We start from the raw sequence: 16,912 nt of genomic DNA, 5'->3' as shown, positions 1-16,912 counted from the left end.
TTTCGGAGCTCCGCATGGTGACCCCGCTTTGCGGTGTGCCAGTTACTCCGGCAGCAACCCTGACGGGTACCCGGCCTCCGGACCGGCGCTTCCTCCCATAGCGGCGACCAGCCGTTCACGCGCCCGCCCAAGGTGTTCGTCCAGCAGTTCAGCTGCGGCCTCGCCTTGGCCGCCCTCTATCAGTTCAAGGATTTTCTGGTGTTCGGCCAGAATCAGTTCCGTGTCCAGGAGGTGCAAGGACTGGACCCGGACCATGCACAGCCGCACCTCACCCACAAGCGAGCGGTACATCCGGCTGATGCGCTCATTGCCCACTGCGTCGATCAGACTTGTATGGAAGCGCATGTCAGGTTCCACGACGTCCAGTGGTGCGCCCGTCTTCATTGCCGCGATGTCGCGGTTGGCCTGGACAGCCTCTTGCGGCACGTCTTTCGTGCGCGCCAACCGGCGGAGTACTTCGCTTTCCAGATATGCACGCGCCAGATAGATGTCCCGCACTGATTCCGGACCCAGGTCCACCACTCGTGCGGTCTTGTGCGTGCCCCGGTCCAGCAGCCCCTCCGCGACGAGCTTCTCGATCGAGGCCTTGGCGGTGGGACGTGCCACTTCATAGGACGTGGCGACGTCTGTCTCAGTGAGCGCCTCGCCGGAACCCAGCTCACCCGAGAACACGCGGCTCCGCAGATCCGCAGCGATCGCGTCCACGATTGAGACTGCTGCAATGCGGCCGGCCATGCACACTCCCTCTCCAAGGTCTTTCCCAGTTCCCCTAATCTTGCCAGACAAATCAACACATGCACTTGACCTACATGTGTACTTGTTAGACAATCGAGGGGCGCCACGGTGTTGTGACGCCTAACACAATCTGGAGACATATGTTTCAGCAGATCCTTGACCCCATTGCCGGGTCCCTAGTGATTTCGGCGCTTTGCGCGGCACTTCCCCTCGTCCTGCTCTTCGTTCTGCTCGGCGTTTTCAAGGTCAAGGCACCCAAGGCTGCCCTTGCCAGCCTCGCCCTGTCCCTCGTTCTGGCCATCGTCGGCTGGCAGATGCCAGTCAACCAAGCCTTGAGCGCCACCGCGGCCGGCATCTTCTATGGCCTGTTCCCCATCCTGTGGATCCTGGTCAACGCGCTGTGGATCTACCGGCTCACCGTGGCCACGCCCTGGTTCGAAGTGCTGGGGCGCACCATCCGTTCCATCTCGAACGACCTCAGGATCCTGTCCATCCTGATCGCCTTCTGCTTCGGCGCCCTGCTGGAATCCCTGGCCGGATTCGGCGCGCCCGTGGCGATCTCTGCCGCCATGCTGATGGCTGCAGGAATGAAGCCGTTGAAGTCGGCCATTGTGTCGCTGCTCGCCAATACCGCTCCGGTAGCCTTCGGCGCGATGGCCGCGCCGATCATCGCCCTGAACGGCGTCACGGGCCTGCCGCTGAATGAGCTTTCTTCAATGGCCGGACGCCAGACGCCGTTCATCGCCCTGATCGTTCCGCTTCTGCTGGTGTTCATCGTGGACGGCCGTCGTGGCGTGAAGCAGACCTGGCCCGTGGCCCTCGTGGCAGGCGTCGCCTTCGGCGCGGCGCAGTTTGTAACCTCCAACTACTTCGCCGTGGAACTCACTGACGTTGTGGCCTCCGTCGTAACTGTGGCCGCCGTGCTGCTGATGCTGAAGGTGTGGCAGCCAAAAGAAACCGTCGGAATGGGAGGCGCCGTGGAGGCCGCGGAGGAAGCAGCGCAGGCAGCTGCCGTCGGCGCCCGCGCAGGCGCAGGCGCCGGTTCCGCCGGTTCAGCGAGCGGAGCAGGCTCCGCCAGCTCAAAACACTCTGCCGAACCGCCCGCCTCGGGCAGCGCCGTGCCCACTGACAGCGCTGTGCCAACTGATAGTGGGGTGCCCACCGATAACACCCGGCCCGAACCGCGGCAGATCTGGATGGCGATCGCCCCTTACCTGATCATCATCGCGGTGTTCTCGGTGGCCCAGATTCCGTTCGTCAAGGCCTGGCTGAGCCAGGTTGGAAGCGTCACGTTCGCCTGGCCCGGGCTGGACATCACCGACTCGGCCGGCAAGCCTGTCGCGGCCACGAAGTTCAAGCTTGACCACCTCAAGGCGACCGGCACGCTGCTGATGCTCTCCGGCCTGCTGACCATGGTGCTTTACAAGATCACTGCTTCACAGGGCCTGCGCATCTACCGGGACACCCTGGTCCAACTGCGCTGGACGATCGTTACCGTGACCGCCGTCCTGGGCCTCTCATTCGTGATGAACCTCTCCGGCCAGACCACAACCCTGGGTTTCGCGCTGGCCTCCGCGGGCGGCCTCTTCGCCATACTCTCGCCCTTGATCGGATGGATCGGCGTCGCCCTCACCGGCTCCGACACGTCCTCCAACTCCCTGTTCGGCCAGATGCAGGCCACCGCTGCGGAACAGACCGGCCTGTCTCCGGTGCTGATGGCCGCTTCCAACTCGTCCGCAGGCGTGATGGGCAAGATGCTGTCCCTGCAGAACCTGGCGGTGGCCTCGGCGGCGGTGGGCCTTGACGGTGCTGAGGGCACCCTCTTCCGGAAACTTCTTGGCTGGAGCCTGGGCCTCCTGGCGCTCATCACTGTGCTGATCTTCCTGCAGTCCACCCCCGTGCTCGGCTGGATGGTCCCGTGATGACTCCGCTGGACCTCGCGGGCCTCCGGGCGGCGGTGCATGATCCCGCCCAGGTGAAGACCCGGGCAATCGACCTGCATGCGAACGCCCACGATGCCTCGCATTTCCTGCTGATCCCGCGGGCTGTGGTCACGGCCGCGAGCGCCGCCGAAGTCGGCGGGCTGCTGCGCGCCAGCGCCGCCCAGGGGGTGCCGCTGACCTTCCGCTCCGGCGGAACCAGCCTGAGCGGCCAGGCGGTTACCGACGGCGTGCTGGTGGACGTCCGCCGCAACTTCAGGGACATCGAAGTGCTCGACGACGGCGCGCGGGTCCGCGTCCAGCCCGGCGTCACGGTCCGGGCGCTCAACGCGAGACTTGCCCGCTACGGCCGGAAGTTCGGCCCCGATCCGGCAAGCGAGGCGGCGTGCACGATCGGCGGCGTGGTGGCCAACAATTCCTCCGGCATGAACTGCGGCACCGTGGACAACACCTACCGGACGCTGGAGTCCCTGACCGTGGTGCTGCCCTCCGGCACTGTCATCGACACCGGGGCAGCGGACGCCGACCAGAAACTCCGGGCCCTCGAACCGGAACTCTACGAAGGCCTGGACCGGCTGGCCGAACGGGTCCGGAACAACACGGACTCCGTGCACCGGATCAAGCAGCAGTTTTCGATGAAGAACACCATGGGCTATGGCTTGAACTCCCTCTTGGACTTCCAGAGCCCGGTGGACATCATGGCCCACCTGATCGTCGGCAGCGAAGGCACCCTGGGTTTCGTGGCGGAAGCGGTTTTCCGCACCATCCCACGGCTCCAGCACGCCGCCGCCGGCCTGCTGGTGTTCCCGGACCTTGAGGCCGCCAACGCGGCCCTGCCCGCCCTCGTCGAAACGGGGGCCGCAACCATTGAGCTGATGGACGCGCTGTCCCTGAAGGTAGGCCAGACGCTCAAGGGAACGCCCGCCGTCGTGCAGGACCTCGCGGTCCGGGACCATGCCGCCCTGCTCGTAGAGTACTCTGCCGGCAGCGCCGGGCAGTTGGCGGAACTCCAAGGGATCGGTGAGGGCATCCTCCCAGGGCTCAGGCTGTCCGCGCCAGCCCGGTTTACCGGTGACTCACGGGAACGCGGGCAGCTCTGGCAGCTGCGCAAGGGACTTTACGCCTCCGTCGCCGGGGCCCGTCCCCAGGGCACTACGGCGCTCCTGGAAGACATTGTGGTCCCCGTTCCGGTGCTGGGCCGGACCTGCCGGGAGCTGATCCGGCTCTTCGACAAGTACAGCTACGACAACAGTGTGATCTTCGGCCACGCCAAGGACGGCAACGTCCACTTCATGCTCACCGACGGTTTCGCCACCGCCGCAGAACTGGAGCGCTACAGCGCCTTCACCGAAGACATGGTTGACCTGGTCCTGGCCGAGGGCGGATCCCTGAAGGCCGAGCACGGGACAGGGCGCGTCATGGCACCCTACGTCCGCCGGCAATACGGCGATGAGCTCTACGACGTCATGCGCAGCATCAAGCAGCTTTTCGATCCCGCCGCGATGCTCAACCCTGGCGTACTGATGGACGAGGACCCGCTGGCGCACCTGCGGCACATCAAGACGGCGCCTCCGGTCGCCGAGGAGGTGGACCGCTGTGTCTCCTGCGGCTACTGCGAGCCGGTGTGCCCCAGCAAGGACATCACCCTGACGCCGCGCCAGCGGATCGTCACGCTGCGCGCCATCGAATCCGCGCGGCTGGCCGGGGACACTGCGCTGGTCAAGGAACTGGAAAAGGACTACGAGTACGAATCCGTGGACACCTGCGCCGTGGACGGAATGTGCCAGACCGCATGCCCGGTGGACATCAACACCGGATCGCTCGTAAAGAAGCTGCGGAAGGCCGACGCCGGCCCGCTCGCCAACGGGGCGTGGAATGCCGCCGCCAAGCACTGGGAAGGCGTCACCCGTGGCGCTTCACTGGCGCTGACTGTGGTGGACAAGCTCCCGGCCGCCGCCATCGCCCCGCCCAACAAGGCCGCGCGGGCAGTGCTCGGCACAGATACGGTGCCGCTGTATTCGGCGGAACTGCCGGGCGGGGGTTCCGTGCGGAAGCGTCCGACGTCGGCGGGCAAGGTGGACGCCGTCTACTTCCCTGCATGCGTGGGAACCATGTTCGGACCCGCGGGTGCGGCTCAGGACGGCCAAGGGCACGGCGTCCAGTACAGCTTTGAACAGCTCTGTGCCAGGGCAGGGATTACGCTCCTTGTCCCGGAAGGGATCGATGGCCTCTGCTGCGGCACGCCCTGGTCCTCCAAGGGTATGGCCGCAGGCCAAAAAACGATGCGGGAAAAGACTCTGGCAGCCCTCCGGAAGGCAACCAGGGACGGCGAGCTGCCCATCGTCTGCGACGCATCCTCCTGCACCGAGGGCCTGCGTCAGGCCGTCGAATCGGACAGGCCGGCAGCAGGGCCGCGTCCACTGCGCATGGTGGACGCCGTGGACTTCGCCGCGGAACGGATCCTTCCTGGGCTGCCCGACCACGGGAAGCTGGAGTCCCTGGCCCTCCACCCCACCTGCTCCTCCACCAGGATGGGCCTCAACGATGCCCTCGGAGCCGTCGCCGGCGCCGTGGCCGAGCGCGTGGAGGTCCCGGAAAACTGGGGCTGCTGCGCATTTGCCGGGGACAGGGGAATGCTGCACCCGGAACTGACGGCATCGGCAACCGAGAAGCAGGCCACAGAGGTGGCGGACATGGGCGCCGCGGCGCACGCCTCTTGCAACCGGACCTGCGAACTGGGCATGACCAGGGCAACGGGTGCGCAGTACCGCCACGTGCTGGAACTCTTGGAAGAGGTAACCCGCTGACCTAGGGCCAAGCAGGTTTCCGCCCAAGGTCAGCCGCGCAGCGCCTCCGCCATTGCGTCAAGGAGCGAGTTGAACCGCGGATTGCCGGGAAGATCGTCGATGAAAACGGGTTTTCCGGCCGGATCTCCCAGCGGGACCTGCCAGTTCGGGTACAGCGCCTCGGTGGTGCCGGGCTGGTTTTGCACCCGCCGCTCCCCCACGGCATCCACCAGTGCCACACCGAGAAGCACCGACGGCGTCTGGGCCAGCAGGCGGTGCAGCGCCTCTATGGTGCGTTCCTCGCTGCCGGGGCCGCCCCCAGAGCCAACGCCGGCGCCGGCGCCGTCCTCGGGCAGCAGGCCGCGTTCCCGCAGCAGCCCCATCATCTTTTCGAGCGTGGCTGTGTGCTCCGCACGTTCTTCCGCCTCGGAGCGTTCCAGGAGGCCCAGCCTGCTGCGGAGGGCCACATGGTCACCCGCCAGGTAGCCGGCGGTCGGCGGCAGGTCGTGGGTGTTGACGCTGGAGAGGGCCTGCGTCCGGTACCGCTCCGGCGGCAGTGGGGAATCGCCGTCGTTCTCAAACCAGAGGATCGACGTGCCAAGGATGCCGCGGGCAGCGAGGTAGTCGCGCACCCAAGGCTCGAAGGTTCCCAGGTCCTCGCCGATCACCACCGCGCCGCCGCGCTGGGCCTCCAGCGCCAGGATGCCGATCAGTGCTTCGTGGTCGTACGTGACGTAGGCGCCGTCGCGGGGAGAGTTGCCGGCCGGCACCCACCAGAGGCGGAACAGGCCCAGCACGTGGTCTACCCGGATGCCGCCGGCGTGCCGGAGCACGGTGGAGAGCATGTTGCGGAACGGCGCGTAGCCGGCCTCCGCCAGGCGGGCGGGATGCCACGGCGGCTGGTTCCAGTCCTGGCCCAGCTGGTTGTACATGTCCGGCGGCGCCCCCACGCTGATCCCGGGCGCCAGGACGTCACGGAGGGTCCAGGCGTCTGCGCTGCTGAGGTCAACGCCCACGGCCAGATCGTGCACCACGCCCAACCGCATCCCCGCCCGGCGCGCCGCTTGCTGCGCGTTCTCAAGCTGCTCATCACAGATCCACTGCAGCCAGCGGTGGAAGCCGATCCTGTCTGCCAGCTTTCGGCGCAGTGACTCCGCTTCAGGGGATCCCAGCGCGCAGTCCGGGTCGGCCCACAGGGGATCGTCCGGTGCCAGGTCTTCCCGGATGGCGGACCACAGCGCAAAGTCCTCCAGCCCGGAGCCGGAGATCCGGCAGAATTCGTCGAACGCTGCCTGCCTCGCCGGCGAGCGCCGGGCGTGATACAGGAGTTCCAGTGCCTGGAGCTTGGCTGAGTACACGGTGTTCCGGTCCAGCCGTTCGCCGTCCGTGTTCAGGACCTGGACCTGCTCCTGCAGCCTGTCCACCGTTGCACGCTTACGCGGCTTCAGATAGGCGATTTCCGGGATGGCCTCCACGCGGATGTACAGCGGGTTGAAGAAGCGCCGCGTGGACGGCGAGTACGGCGAGGGCTGGACCGGCGGCACGGGTTCCGCGGCGTGCAGCGGGTTGACCAGGACATAGTCTGCGCCACGGGCGCCGCTGAGCGTGGCCAGGTCCGCGAGGTCGGCGAAGTCACCGATCCCCCAGGACCGTTTGGACCGCACTGAGTACAGCTGGGTTGCCAGGCCCCACCCGCGACGCTCCACCAGGGAATCGGCGGTGGTGAGCCGCGCCGGAACCACCACCAGCGCGCCCTCGGCCGTGACGCCGTCGGACTCTGCCTGCAGCGTGTGCCAGCCCAGCGGCAACCCCTGCGGCACGGCGAAGGTGGCCCGGCCGGTCGGCACTCCGTCCACGTCCTGAGGCGTTACCCAGATGTCCTGCTGGACCGCTTCGACAGGTTCGCCCGCGCCCTCTTCCAGCACAACTGTCAGGCGGGCCGTGGCACCGTCCCGGACGTGGACGGGAACCAGCGCGGTTTCGCCCTGCTGAACCACGACGGCGGGCGGCAGCATCCGCCGCCACGGCGCCAGTTCCGCCTCGGCCAGGGCAGTTTCGATCAGTTCGTTTGTGCGGGCCGGGACACCCAGCGCCGCCAGGACCTTGGTCAGCGTCTCCGGGGCGACGCTGTGCGGAAGCCCGTCCCAGCCGTGGAACGACGTGCCAACACCATGGGCATCGGCCAGGCGTTGGAGGAGGTCCTGGTCCACGGGCTCACGACCGGCCGCATCACCGTCGCCAGGAGGAACGGGCGTTCCGGAGAACTGAGCGTACTGCTGGTCTGGAGCCTTCATGGATGTCCGCCTCGCCTGGTGTGATGGGCCCGAACTTACATTGCTTGCTGACACACGGGAGCAACACGCCACCGCGCAAGACTGTTGCAGCCAACGATAGTCCGGCTGCAGCCCTCAGGGCGCCGACTCCCGGATTTTCAGCGCAAAGCCAGCTTCTACATGAACGCCGTCTTCCCCCACCTCCAGCCCGTCAATCCGGTCGATCAGCAACCCGACGGACCGTTCCGCAATCTCGTCCATGCCGGGCGACACAGTGGTGAGCGACGGCGAGGCGAACCGTGCCTCGTCGATGTCGTCAAAGCCCGCCACCGCAACGTCCTGGGGCACCTTCACGCCACGGACGAGCAGTTCATGCATCGCGCCCAGGGCCAGGGCGTCGTTCAGGCCGAACACGGCGTCGAACGGAATGCCGCGCTCCAGGAGGCCGGCGACGGCGGCTGCTCCCCCGTCGCGGCGCCATTCACCGGGTGCCACGAGGACCGGATCAAACGGGACGCCGGCGTCCTCCAGCGCTCTCCGGTGACCGTTGAGCCGCAGTCCGGCAGATCCTGCTGACTCCCCAGTGTGGGCGCCGAGCACGGCAATACGACGGCGACCTCCCGCCACCAGGTGCGCGGTGAGGGCCTGGGCGGCGCCCTGGTTTCTCATGGTGACCAGATCCAGCCGGGGATCCAGAATGTGCTCCCCGAGCAGCACCACCGGCTTGGCGCCGCGGCGGGAGGCGACGGCGTCGGCCCCCATCACCAGGGGCGTGAAGAGCAGGCCGTCTGTCAGCTGCCGCAGCGGACCCTGCAGGGCGCCCAGTTCGTTGGCCCCCAGAGCACCGGACTGTTCCACGAGCACCCGGTAGCCACGCCGCTCCGCCACCGTCATCATCCGGGAGGCCAGCTCTGCGTAGTACGGCGCCGCGAGGTCGGACAGCACCAGGCCGAGCATGTGGGACTTCCCGGAGCGCAGGCTTCGGGCCGTCAGGTTCGCCTCATAGCCCAGTTCGGCGATGGCATCCTGCACCCGTTGCCTGGTGGCCGGCCGGATGAACTCGTAGTCGTTGAGCACGTTCGACACGGTCTTGAGCGAAACCCCGGCGGCGCGCGCCACATCGTTCATGGTCACGGCCATGCGCGGTCAGCCTTTGGCAGCCTTGGCCGCCGCCTTTGCTGCCTGCTTGCTGGCCCGCACCTTGGCGAGCGATTCAGGACTCACAATGTCGGCAACCGAGAGGAAGGCATCCTCCTGGCCGTAGTGGCCGGCGGCCTCGCGCCAGCCGGGCGCGCCCAGCCCGCGCTGCTTCCCTAGGAGCGCAAGGAAGATTTTTGCCTTCTGCTCCCCGAATCCGGGCAGTGCCTGCAGCCGGCGCAGCACCTCCGGGCCGTCGGGATCGCCCTTGGTCCAGATCAGCGTGGCGTCGCCGTCCCAGTCGTGCTGCACTGTCTCGGCGAGGGCCTGGACGCGCCCCGCCATGGAGCCGGGGAACCGGTGCACCGCGGGCCGTTCCTTGAACACCTCGACGAACGCCTGAGGTTCATACGCGGCCACCGCGGCCGGGTCGATGGACCCGATCCGGGCCCGGATCTTCTCCGGCCCGGCAAAGGCGGATTCCATGGTTACCTGCTGGTCCAGCAGCATGCCTGTCAGCAGCGCAAACGCGTCATCAGTCAGCAGTTTGTCGGCGGCCGGGTCACCGGTGATATGCAGTTCCATGGCCCTCATCTTTCCACCTCCGGCGGCCTGCGTCATGACCTTGAGTTTTTGTCCACTTATTGGGACTTCACCGTCGATTTTCGCGCATTATCTGGACAAAAACTCGGGGGGCACGCTTAGGAATCGAGCGCCAACCGGATCATGGACCAGGACACCGCCGGGAGTTCTGCGGTGAGCCGGCCGCCGTCGGCCTTGACGCTCACGTTGGCGGCGGGCAGGACCGACGTCGAATCCTCCACCGTTGCCCGCCAGTACAGGTCCTTGTTCGCGTAGGTGACCGCTTCCACCACCCGGACGCTGCCGAGGCCCGCGACGGCGGCGTCCAGTGTCAGGGGGTCCGTCGCCGAGCGGTTCACTGCGAAGATGACCGCCTCGCCCGCCTCGGCGTCCAGTGTTGCGACAGCCGACAGGGCAGAAAAGTCCTTTGTAGTTCCGCCGCTGATCAGCGGGGATTCGACGGCGAGCTGCAGCACAGCGCCGGCCGCGTGGCGGCTGGTGAGGGCGAACGGGTGGAAGGTGGTCTGTTTCCAGGCCCGGCCTCCCGGTACGGTCATGATGGGGGCAATGACGTTGACCAGCTGGGCCAGGCTCGCAGCGTGGACGCGGTCGGTGTTGCGCAGCAGGGTGATCAGGAGATCCCCGACGACGACGGCGTCCGCCACCGTATATTTGTCCTCCAGCAGGGCCGGGGCCACCGGCCAGTCCTTGCCGGTGGGTGCCTTTGATTCGGCGCGGCTCATGTGCCACACGTTCCACTCGTCAAAGGAGATGTTGACCTGTTTGGTGGATTTCCTGACCGACTTCACGTGGTCGATATGGCTCACGATGTCCCGGATGAAGAACTCCATTTTTTGTCCGGCGGCCAGATGTTCCTGCAGGTCACCGGCGCCCTCAAAGTACTGGTGGGCGGATATCAGGTCTATGACGTCGTACGTCTCGGTCAGCACCACGCGCTCCCACTCGCCGAACGTGGCCATGGTGGGCGCCGAACTGCCGCAGGCCACCAGCTCAAGGTCAGGATCGATCATGCGCATGCCGTGGGCGGTGTCTGCGGCGAGCCTGCCGTATTCGAGGGCGCTTTTGTGGCCGATCTGCCAGGGTCCGTCCATCTCGTTGCCCAGGCACCACATCTTGATGCCATAGCCGTTCTCAGCTCCGTTGGCCTTGCGCTGATCCGAGAAGGCAGTGCCGCCGTCGATATTGCAGTATTCGAGCAGGTCCAGCGCCGCCTGGGTTCCGCGCGTGCCCAGGTTGACCGCCATCATCGGCTCCACGCCCGCCTTGACCGACCACTTGGCGAACTCGTCAACGCCCACGAGGTTGGGATCGGTGGAGTGCCAGGCGAGATCAAGCCGGGCCGGGCGCTGCTCCACCGGGCCCACGCCGTCTTCCCAGCGGTACCCGGACACAAAGTTGCCGCCCGGGTACCGGACTGTGGAAACACCGAGTTCGCGGGTCAGTTCCAGGACGTCCGTGCGGAACCCGTCCTCGTCCGCCTGAGGGTGCTCCGGCTCGAAGATTCCGGTGTAGACGCAGCGTCCCAGGTGTTCCACGAAGGCGCCGAAAGTACGGCGCCGGACGGGTCCGACGGTGAACGCCGGATCGATGGTGAACTTGCCGGCGGCGGTCTTTGCTGTGCTCACTGTCAGTCCTTTGCTCCAGGGATTTACAACGTTGTACAAAAATCATTCTTGGCACTGCCGGCGTGAGAGTCAAGGACTCTGGCGGAGGATAATTCTTCAGCGCGGATTTGAGTAATCGGCCGAAAAACCAAGTACTACCTAACTTGAAAGACAAGTACCGATTACGCGGTCGCCCGGGCCCACGCCGGAACTACCTTCGACTAAGAGCTAAGACTCGCAAATCGCACTGGATTGGATGTCTCACTAGGGGGTTGTGGGAAGGATGAATACACGACGTGGCAGCCGCGTTTTCCCGTTCCTAGGAGTACGGGAAGTAAGCGGGGCCGGCGACGAGGAGGTCTTCGAGACCAAGGCCTCTCCCCCAGCCGTCGCCGGCCCTGTGTCTTCTACCGTTCATATTCATCGAACACCTCCAGTCGCTTCCCCGCGTCCCCTGGGGAGGCGGGCGTGAAGTCTTCCCGTTCCGGGGCTTCCCAAGCACACGCGTCGGCGGGCAGGCGGCCAGCGCCCGCTCATCCGACCCAACACGCAACCCAGCATGGAGTCCCCCATCCGGGGCCGGCAGCAATCCCGGACCGCAGACCCAACCCGGCACCGGCCGATCGTCCTGGCCCGGTGCCGACGGCGAAAGCGGTCACCATCGGGATGGCCAGCGCCGAGGGGCTTATTCCCGATCTTGCCACTGGCGCAAAGGACCTGTCGGAATCCCTGGAGATACTGGTCCACCTAGGAGCGGCCACGCTGAGCCGGCTAGCGGGTGTCCCCATCGAATGCGCCTTGGTCCTGAACCGGGTCAAATGCGTCAAAACCACCGCCGGAACCGGCACACAGACCGAACGGTTGGCCCGGTTGGAGCAGGAGGTCGGCGAGGGCCCCCTGCTGGAAGCCCTCGCCGGCACAGGTACCGCAGCCATGAACCATGTGGCCACCGACTTCCGCTGGGCCCGCTACAGGCTGTACCTGCAGGACGCCGGGTTCAACAGCGTCCTGGGCCTCCGGCTTTCCCTGGACGAAGGAACCGAGGCCGCCCTCGCTTTCTTCGCAGCAAGCCCCCAGGTGTTCCCGCTGCCGGTGATCGCCGAGGCCCGCGGCTTCACGGACATCGCGGCCCGCGGCCTCAGGCTGGTCCTTGAGTTGCAGTCGGCCAGCACCAGGGCGTCGGATCTGCAGTCAGCCTTGGAAAGCCGGACGTCCATCGACATTGCGTGCGGCGTCATCATGGCGCAGAACAGGTGCTCGTACAACGACGCGATTGACATCATCTCCAAGGCATCCAGCCACCGGAACGTCAAGCTCCGCAAGGTGGCTGAGGGCATCCTGGCGAACCTGCCGGGCGGTGCGCCGGACACTCATTTCGAGCACTAGGCTCCCGCCACGGGGCTTTCCGGGTTTCCGTCGATGTATTTGACGGTGCTTCTCATGAATACTTCGGCGTAATAGCTCGGGAGCGTAATTTACGGCGGAGGTTCTAGCGGTTGCGCCTCGCGGCTCCGTGGCTGGGAAGCACGACGCTGAGGAAGATGCCGAGGAGGCCGCGCCCCGCCAGAGTGCGGTCAGCAATCTCATGGCGAAGCCCGAGTACGAAGGCTGCCCGTCATTCCGAAGAACGCGAGCTCGTCATCGACCAGCCCTTCCGGGTTCTGCAGGGAATGTCCGCGGCGATAAGCAGAAAATGCTCACGGACAGTCAGGGACGGAAAGAACAGGTCGTCATCAAAGACCGCAGACACCTGCCGTCGAAACGGCACCGCATCAGGGTTCACGGGAAGCCCCCGCACCCTGACCTCGCCAGCCAAGGGAACCTGCCAGCCTACCGGCGCGAACTTTGCCGCTCGGCCCGGCTCCGGACAACGGGCCATTCGGCCGGGTCCACTGCCGCCGAACGAAAGAAGACCAGAGACGGAGTGTCTCTGGTCTTCTGCGTGGGTGGGCCCTGTGGGGATCGAACCCACGACCCACGGATTAAAAGTCCGATGCTCTACCAACTGAGCTAAAGGCCCCAGCTGACGGTCAAATGACCGATCAGCCCAGTCCATTTCTGGACGTAAAATACTTTACCCCACACACGGGGCGGCTTTGGCACGCAGGCGCGCGCCGCCGTCGTACGTTCCGGATTCCGCACAGCGTCACCGGCGCTGGCGCGGCGCATCCTGGCTGCGAACAGCACTCGATTTCCCGCGCGGCACAGGAGTAGCGTGGGGGCATGAGCGAACAATCAGGACCCAGTCACTACGGCGGAGCCAACCGGCATCACAAGCCCAAGCCGTTCGCCCCCATCGACTTTGAGCCGTTCGCCGGCGGTCCGGACCCTGCGCGCGTGTCCGAGGCCGCACACCTCGCCGCCCAGGCACTGGTGCGCCACGGACGCGACAGCGACGACCCCGTCATCACCGAACGCCTGGTCAAGCTGACGGACGAACAGGGCCTGGAAGCCATTGCGGAGATGTGGGCGGAAAGCCCGGCGCGTTCGCTGCCCGGTGCCCTCTGGCGGCTGTACGCCCTGCGCGCCGCCACCGTCCAGGACCCCGAACGGATCTCCGTGTACTTCCGCGCGGGCAAGGACACCGCGCAGGTTTCCAACGTGGTGGCCGGCGCCGCTGAACCGCCGGGAGCCGAAGAAATGCGGGCCATGGCTGACGCCATTCTCTCCGGGGCGTTCGACGGCGAGTTCGACGTCGCGCTGGAACGTTCCGCCGCGTTCTGCCGCGTGGTAGCACTCGGCCAGGCGACGATCGCCGACGGCGCCGAGCTCGGCAACGAGGCCCACGCGAGCAAGCTCACGCGCAACTCGCACCAGCTCGTGAAGACGGCTGAGGACCTTGAGCATGCGGCAAATGCGTGGCGGCTGGGCGAGCTTGACTGAACCACCGGCGCCCATCTGTCAATGTTGACTTGGGCCAAGCAACGTAGAACACTGAAACTGGTGTCGAGCCGCGAAACCCCCGGGCTTCAACAATTAGCCGCCTAGAGCGGCCTACCGCCGAGAGGCGTATCCGGTTCGGCACCATTTTTCATGCCTGTTTACAGGCCGCGGGCACCGGCCGGTAGAATCAACACAGCTGCTGGCCTGCGTCAAGTCACAAGTGGGCGGCCCCCGACCCCTGCACATCCCCGGAGACCGGTATCCCAACGTGAAGCTGCGCCTTTTTCCCCAGGAGCCCGCCGGGCTGACCCTGCTTTCCCAGATGGCCCAGCAAATTGTTCATGCCAGCGCCACCATGGCCGAGATCCTGGGCGTACCCGCCACTGAGCACGCCAAGCTGGTGGACGACATGCACAACCACGAGGCCAAGTCCGCCGAGTTGCACTTTGCCTTGCTGACCCACATGCGCACGAGCTTTGTGAACCCGCTCCCCCGCGAAGACATGTACGCACTGTCCCGCTACCTCAACGAGGCCCTCGAAAAACTGGATGGTGCCGCGGAACTTGTGTCCCTGTATCAGCTCGACCGCCTGCCGCGGCGGGCCGCAGACCAGCTCGAGATCATCAGCCGGCAGGCCGAGCTCACCGTGGACGCCATGCGCCGGCTCAACAACCTCGACGACCTCGAGGACTACTGGATCGAGATTCTCAGGCTTGCCAAACGCGCGGAACGGACCCACCGGATCTGGGTAGCGGACATGATCCGGGACATGAAGTGGGCGCAGTATTCCCGTAACCGCGACGTCGCCAACCAGCTGGTCGAAGTCACCAAGGACATGCGCCGCATCGCTACGCAGGTAGGCAGCATCATCGTCAAGGAATCCTGACGTGACAGCAGTGATTTTCGGCGTTGTGGTCCTGTTGACCGCAACGTTTGCCTTCCTCAACGGCTTCAGGGACGTCTCCACGTCCGTGGCGTTGGCTGTCCGCACCAGGGCGCTCACGCCCAGCGTGGCCGTGCTGCTGGCCGCCTTTTTCAACTTCGTGGGCGCCCTGATCAGCGCGACCGTAGTGGTTGTCATCAGCCACACCTGGATCCACCTGCCGGATGGCCAAAGCGGCCTCAGCATCCTGGTGGCAGCCTTGGCCAGTGCCTGCGCCTGGGGATTGCTCATGTGGTGGCGCGGCATCCCAGCGTCCTCCACGCACGCCCTGGTGGGCGGTCTCGCCGGTGCAGGGCTCGCCAGCCTGGCCGTGGGCGGAGTGGGAGTAGGCGGCGTTGACCAGTCCCTGCTGGTCCAGGTTCTCCTGCCGCTGCTGCTCTCGCCCGCCGTCGCCTACATTGGCGCGTACCTGTTGGTTTTCCCGGTGACCTGGGCGGCCCGGTATGCCCAGCCCAACGTCATCAACCAGCGCTTCCGCCGCAGCCAGGCCATCGCGGCCGGCGCCGTGGCGTTCGGCCACGGCCTGCAGGACGGCCAGCGGGTGGGTGCCGTACTGCTGCTTGCCCTGCTAGCGGCAGGCTATTCCGACGGCGAGAGCATCCCCCTGTGGGTGGCGCTGGTGTCCGCCCTGATGATCACAGTCGGAACGCTATTTGGCGGCTGGCGGATCTCCCACACCATCGGCTACAAGATCACCAGGGTGGACCCGTTGCGGGGCTCCGTGGCCCAGACTTTCAGCGCGGCGATGCTGTTTCTCGGGGCGATCGCGCTTCATTGGCCCCTCTCCACGACTCACACGGTGACCGCGTCAGTGTTGGGGGCTGGCGAGAACCAGCATTTCTCGGTCACCAACCGGAAGCTGGTCATGCAGATCCTGGTGCTGTGGGTCCTCACCCCCGCGGCGACCGCGGCCGGGGCGTTCGTGCTGGCCCTGGCGCTGTCACCGTTGGCGGCCTGAAGGCGGCCTAAGCGCAGCACCGTTGCGTAACGCAGCACCCTTGGCTTAAACACCGCATCGATTGCTCCGGCAGCGCCCTTCTGAGCTGTCAAAAGGGCACTGCCGGAGCAATCGATGCAAAGGGTGTCTGGGAGCCAGTGCTGGGCCCACAGCCGAAGGGGTCCCCGGGTGAGCTTGCGAGCCTGGGGCGGCTGGGGATTATCCGAAGCGGCCGGAGACGTAGTCCTCGGTGGCCTTCACGGTGGGGTTACTGAAGATGTTCTGGGTGTTCCCGTATTCGATCAGCTTGCCCGGCTTGCCGGTACCGGCGATGTTGAAGAACGCCGTCTTATCCGAAACACGGGCGGCCTGCTGCATGTTGTGGGTCACGATCACCACGGTGTACTGGTCCTTGAGATCGTTGATGAGGTCCTCGATGGCCAGTGTGGAGATCGGGTCCAGCGCCGAGCACGGCTCGTCCATGAGGATCACCTGCGGTTCCACGGCAATGGCACGGGCGATGCAGAGGCGCTGCTGCTGGCCGCCTGACAGGCCGGATCCGGGCTTCTCCAGGCGGTCCTTGACCTCGTTCCAGAGGTTGGCGCTCTGGAGGGATCTCTCCACCAGGACGTCGGCCTCGCCCTTGGAGATCTTCTTGTTGTTCAGCTTCACGCCGGCCAGCACGTTGTCCCGGATAGACATGGTGGGGAACGGGTTGGGCCGCTGGAAGACCATGCCGATCTGCGAGCGCACGGTCACCGGGTCCACGCCGGGGCCGTAGAGGTTTTCGCCGTCCATCAGGACTTCGCCTTCGACGCGGGCGCCAGGCAGAACCTCGTGCATGCGGTTCAGGGTGCGCAGGAACGTGGACTTGCCACAGCCTGAGGGGCCGATGAAGGCCGTCACGGACTTGGCCTCGATGTTGATGCTGATATCCTCCACGGCCAGAAAATCGCCGTAGTACACGTTCAGGTCTTTGACGTCGATGCGCTTAGACATGGTGTTCCTTCACTTGCTGGGGTACGGATTGAAGTCTAGGGTTTGGCCGCGAGGACCGGAATGGCCTGCTGA

General features: G+C 66.0%; 12 protein-coding genes and 1 tRNA gene. 6 read left to right on the top strand and 7 right to left on the bottom strand.

The window, feature by feature from the left end; genetic code table 11:
• Positions 1-42 precede the first annotated feature (42 nt).
• Positions 43-735: a GntR family transcriptional regulator gene (locus tag ACQCSW_RS02630; protein WP_354250048.1), complete on the bottom strand. Its 693-nt coding sequence runs from the start codon at positions 733-735 to the stop codon at positions 43-45.
• Positions 736-875: 140 nt separating this feature from the next.
• On the opposite strand from ACQCSW_RS02630, the gene ACQCSW_RS02625 reads away from it, so the two are divergent.
• Positions 876-2,657: an L-lactate permease gene (locus ACQCSW_RS02625; RefSeq protein ID WP_426989377.1), complete on the top strand. Its 1,782-nt coding sequence runs from the start codon at positions 876-878 to the stop codon at positions 2,655-2,657.
• Positions 2,657-5,482 (top strand): FAD-binding and (Fe-S)-binding domain-containing protein, encoded by a 2,826-nt coding sequence (locus tag ACQCSW_RS02620; RefSeq protein ID WP_426989376.1) that lies wholly within the window; start codon positions 2,657-2,659, stop codon positions 5,480-5,482. Before ACQCSW_RS02625 ends, ACQCSW_RS02620 begins: the two co-directional genes overlap by 1 nt.
• 29 nt (positions 5,483-5,511) lie before the next feature.
• Here the strand turns inward: ACQCSW_RS02620 and malQ are convergent, their stop codons facing one another.
• From malQ to ACQCSW_RS02600, 4 genes are all read right to left on the bottom strand, one after another.
• Positions 5,512-7,755, bottom strand: a complete 2,244-nt coding sequence (gene malQ / locus ACQCSW_RS02615) for a 4-alpha-glucanotransferase (protein WP_426989375.1) — start codon at positions 7,753-7,755, stop codon at positions 5,512-5,514.
• A gap of 114 nt (positions 7,756-7,869) precedes the next feature.
• A complete protein-coding gene (locus ACQCSW_RS02610) occupies positions 7,870-8,874 on the bottom strand; it encodes a LacI family DNA-binding transcriptional regulator (protein ID WP_426989374.1) in 1,005 nt (334 codons plus the stop codon).
• Between the two features lie 6 nt (positions 8,875-8,880).
• Positions 8,881-9,465 carry an HhH-GPD-type base excision DNA repair protein gene (locus ACQCSW_RS02605; protein WP_426990603.1) on the bottom strand — a complete coding sequence of 195 codons (585 nt, stop codon included), beginning with the start codon at positions 9,463-9,465 and terminating at the stop codon, positions 8,881-8,883.
• A 107-nt stretch (positions 9,466-9,572) separates the two neighbouring features.
• A complete protein-coding gene (locus tag ACQCSW_RS02600; RefSeq protein ID WP_426989373.1) occupies positions 9,573-11,099 on the bottom strand; it encodes an alpha-N-arabinofuranosidase in 1,527 nt (508 codons plus the stop codon).
• Positions 11,100-11,714: 615 nt separating this feature from the next.
• Between ACQCSW_RS02600 and ACQCSW_RS02595 the strand changes: the two genes are divergently transcribed.
• Positions 11,715-12,464 (top strand): ANTAR domain-containing protein, encoded by a 750-nt coding sequence (locus ACQCSW_RS02595; RefSeq protein ID WP_426989372.1) that lies wholly within the window; start codon positions 11,715-11,717, stop codon positions 12,462-12,464.
• Positions 12,465-13,025: 561 nt separating this feature from the next.
• Here ACQCSW_RS02595 and ACQCSW_RS02590 read toward each other — a convergent pair.
• Positions 13,026-13,098: transfer RNA gene (locus tag ACQCSW_RS02590), tRNA-Lys, on the bottom strand.
• A 203-nt stretch (positions 13,099-13,301) separates the two neighbouring features.
• On the opposite strand from ACQCSW_RS02590, the gene ACQCSW_RS02585 reads away from it, so the two are divergent.
• The 3 genes from ACQCSW_RS02585 to ACQCSW_RS02575 all read left to right on the top strand — a co-directional run bounded on the left by ACQCSW_RS02585 (position 13,302) and on the right by ACQCSW_RS02575 (position 15,862).
• Positions 13,302-13,961, top strand: coding sequence for a hypothetical protein (locus tag ACQCSW_RS02585; RefSeq protein ID WP_426989371.1), 660 nt, complete (start codon positions 13,302-13,304; stop codon positions 13,959-13,961).
• A 268-nt stretch (positions 13,962-14,229) separates the two neighbouring features.
• Positions 14,230-14,847 (top strand): DUF47 domain-containing protein, encoded by a 618-nt coding sequence (locus ACQCSW_RS02580; RefSeq protein WP_426989370.1) that lies wholly within the window; start codon positions 14,230-14,232, stop codon positions 14,845-14,847.
• Position 14,848: 1 nt separating this feature from the next.
• Positions 14,849-15,862: an inorganic phosphate transporter gene (locus tag ACQCSW_RS02575; protein WP_426989369.1), complete on the top strand. Its 1,014-nt coding sequence runs from the start codon at positions 14,849-14,851 to the stop codon at positions 15,860-15,862.
• Between the two features lie 198 nt (positions 15,863-16,060).
• Here ACQCSW_RS02575 and pstB read toward each other — a convergent pair whose 3' ends face one another.
• A complete protein-coding gene (gene pstB, locus ACQCSW_RS02570) occupies positions 16,061-16,840 on the bottom strand; it encodes a phosphate ABC transporter ATP-binding protein PstB (RefSeq protein ID WP_111907468.1) in 780 nt (259 codons plus the stop codon).
• Positions 16,841-16,912 lie beyond the last annotated feature (72 nt).

It is taken from the genome of Pseudarthrobacter sp. Y6 (assembly GCF_050156205.1).
Taxonomy (GTDB): domain Bacteria; phylum Actinomycetota; class Actinomycetes; order Actinomycetales; family Micrococcaceae; genus Arthrobacter.
This window is presented reverse-complemented; position numbering and strand designations above follow the sequence as displayed.